General features: G+C 63.7%; 1 protein-coding gene. It reads right to left on the reverse strand.

Going from position 1 to position 2,051, the window contains the following annotated elements; genetic code table 11:
- Positions 1-2,033, reverse strand: a 2,033-nt coding sequence (locus OQK_RS19745; protein WP_238537231.1) for a TonB-dependent siderophore receptor, incomplete at its 3' end; no start/stop codon positions are given.
- Between the last annotated feature and the right edge of the window lie 18 nt (positions 2,034-2,051).

Consider the following 2,051-nt stretch of genomic DNA (forward strand, 5'->3'; position numbering starts at 1 on the left):
GCGCGGACCTTGCCCGAGTTGATCTGGCAGGAGCTGTCTTCGCACCGCAGGTCATCCTGGGCCGCGTCTTTCTGGATGGTGCGGAACAGGTTGAACGTGGTGTTCAAGCGACCGTCGTACCATTCACCCTTGATCCCCAATTCGTAGCTCTGGCCAATCAGCGGCTTGAGCGTGCTGCCGTCGATGGTTTTGTACGAGCCTTGCGGGGTGAAGATGTCGGTGTAGCTGGCATAGGCGGTCAGGTTGTCGTTGAGGTCGTAGAGCAGGCCGGCGAACGGCGTGACCTGGCCGGTTTCGGTGGACTGGGTGTTGACCTCGGTGCCTTCGCCGCGGAAGTACTGCACCGAATCGGTATCGGATTTGTACCAGCTGACCCGGCTGCCGAGTACCAGGGTCATCGGGTCGGCGAGTTTCAGGCGGGCGATCGAGTAAGCGCCGTATTGCTTGATGTGCATGTCCACCGGGCCGCCACGGGAGGCGTTGGCCAGGTAGTAGCTTTCATCCGGCTGCGGGATGTTGTGGTTCGGGTTGAACACGTTCTGGCGCTGTGGCAATGCCGCCACCGCATAGAAGTCGTCCTTGTGCGAACGGCTGGCGTTGGCGCCGACGATCAGTTCGTGCTGCTGGCCGAAGGCGTCGAATTTGCCGTCGACGTAAGCATCGAAACCGTAGTCGCGCTGATCGTAGTCATAGGTACTGCCGAGCATCAGCGTATTGGTGGCTGTGGCGCCCAACGGCACTGTGCCGCTCGGGAAGGAATATTCCATGTCCTGGGTGTTGCGCGAGTAGACACCGGCGACTTTCAGCGACCAGTCATCGTTGAACTGGTGTTTGACGTCGGCGAAGTAGGTGGCGCGTTTGCTGCGCTGGTTGTTCCACGAGGTGTTCAGGCAGGTGGAGCGTTTCAAGTGCAGGTCGGAGCCGTCGGCGTAGCGCGGCAGGCCGCCCCAGCACGGGGTGGCGTCGACGTCTTCATAGGCCATGCCCAGACCGAGGGTGGTGTCGGGGCTGAGGTCGAAGTCCAGGGCGCCGTAGTAGATCTGGTCGCGGCGTTCAGCCACATCGTAGAAATACTGACGGGTCTGCTGGGTCACCACGGCGCGGCCACGGACAGTGCCGGCGTCGTTCAGCGGGCCGCCGGTGTCGACCTGGCCGCGATAGTTGTCCCAGGTCCCGGCCGACAGCGACAGCTGCGTGTGCGGGGTGTCCTGGCCGCGCTTGCGCACGAAGTTGACGCCGCCGGCGGTGCCGCCCGCGCCCTTCATCATGCCGGCCGCGCCGCGAAGGATTTCCACGCGGTCGTAGATGGCCATGTCACTGTTGAAGCTGTCCGCCTGCACGTAGCTGCTGCCGATGTCCAGCGGCACGCCGTCGTACTGGTACTGGCCGGTCATGCGGAAACCGCGCGAGTAGAAATATTTGCCGCCCATTGGCGAGTCGTAGACGGTGATGCCCGGGGTCTTCTCCATCACCTGTTCGATGGTGTTGAGGTTCTGGTCGTCGAGCATCTTGCGGGTCATCACCGTGACCGACTGCGGCGTTTCCTTCAGCGAGTGCACGCCTTTGCCGATGGTCACGCCGCCGGTGGTGTAGGAGTTGCTGCCTTCGGTGGTGGCGCCGAGGCGGTTGGCGTTGACGTTGGTCGGCGCCAGCTCCATCGCGCTGCCACCAGTGGCCGGGCCGAGCACGGTGACGGTGTTGCCGTCACGCTGATAGCGGATGCCGGTGCCGCTGAGCATGGCCTTGAGCGACTCGTCATCCTGATAGCGGCCGTTGAGGGCGCTGGAGCGCAGGCCTTGCAGGCTTTCCGGGCTGTAGATGATTTGCAGGCTGGTCTGCTGACCGAGGGTTTGCAGGGCCTGGGCCAGCGGTTGGGCCGGGATGTTCAGGGTCCATTCCTGGGCCTGGACATACGGCGCTGCCGCGAGGGTCAGTGCCAGACCCAGGCCGCTACCGGCCAGGCGTGTGCGGGTCGCGCCGTGCATCAGCAGGGCTCGAGTCAGAGGGCGAAGCATGAAACGGGATGCGGACATGAGGTTAAGACCTTGGCA

It is taken from the genome of Pseudomonas sp. R62, from assembly GCF_000257605.1.
Classification (GTDB): Bacteria; Pseudomonadota; Gammaproteobacteria; order Pseudomonadales; family Pseudomonadaceae; genus Aquipseudomonas; species Aquipseudomonas atacamensis.